Source organism: Dellaglioa sp. CoH-57-MRSF-20 (genome assembly GCF_056781955.1).
The window spans coordinates 1-868 of sequence record NZ_JBXAXV010000029.1 but is presented as its reverse complement, the minus strand read 5'-3'; the positions used below and the strand labels follow the sequence as shown (position 1 = coordinate 868).

Annotated in this window: 2 protein-coding genes; both read right to left on the bottom strand. The window is 55.9% G+C overall.

The window, feature by feature from the left end:
* Nucleotides 1-87: 87 nt before the first annotated feature.
* Nucleotides 88-534 (bottom strand): GatB/YqeY domain-containing protein, encoded by a 447-nt coding sequence (locus AC1RPN_RS07870; protein WP_289873973.1) that lies wholly within the window; start codon nt 532-534, stop codon nt 88-90.
* Nucleotides 535-536: 2 nt separating this feature from the next.
* Nucleotides 537-868, bottom strand: a 332-nt coding sequence (locus AC1RPN_RS07865) for an RtcB family protein (RefSeq protein WP_481763662.1), incomplete at its 5' end; no start/stop codon positions are given.

The following is an 868-nucleotide window of genomic DNA, read 5'->3' as shown; positions in this document are numbered from 1 at the left end:
CCAGATAAGTGGTGAGGAATGAGAACGCAATGATTGCTGATTGGAACGAACGATTGTGGAACATGACTTCTCCTTATAGAAATAGGTTCACAGACCCAGCGCCTTCTTGACGATGGTGCTAGCGAGCTTCCCATCATACTGGCCAGCGTACTTTCCCTTCAGAGCACTCATCACCGACTTCATGTCGGCTTTCGCGTCTGCCTCCAGAATACCGGTCACGATGCTGGTCAGTTCCGCTTCCGTGAGCTGCTGTGGAAGATAGCGGACCAGCACCAAACGCTCTTCTTCGAGCGTGACGAGACGCGGATCATCGGCCGGAGTCCCCGCCTTTTCGAGCGCGGCGCGCGTATCGCGAATGCCTTTCACGAAACGACCGATGACTTCTTTGACCTCATCGTCGGTCGGCGCTTCACGCTGGTCGTTTTTGGCAACCATCATTGCCTCCCCGATCAGGGTAGTGAGCAACGTCGCCGTCAGCGCGGCCTTGGCGCGGCGCGCGTCTTCTTGGTCAGACTTGATTTGTTTGATCAGCATTTTTACCCCTTGATACACATTACCTGACGCAGCGTCGCCACCACATCAACCAGTTCGGACTGCGCCCCCATCACCTCATCGATATCCTTGTAGGCGGCCGGAATCTCGTCCACGACGCCTGCGTCCTTCCGGCACTCGATGCCCATTGTCTGATAAAAGAGGTCGTCTTGCGTAAACTGCTTCTTGGCCTTCGTTCGGCTCATCTTACGGCCAGCGCCGTGCGAACACGAGCAATAAGCAGCCTCATGACCTTTGCCACAGACGATGAAGGATTTCGCGCCCATCGAACCCGGGATGATGCCAAGCTGGCCTTTCTGCGCAGACACTGCACCTT

What these genes read in the sequence shown, in the direction of transcription:
- AC1RPN_RS07870 (WP_289873973.1), bottom strand. Translation starts at nt 534, where the DNA reads ATGCTGATCAAACAAATCAAGTCTGACCAAGAAGACGCGCGCCGCGCC.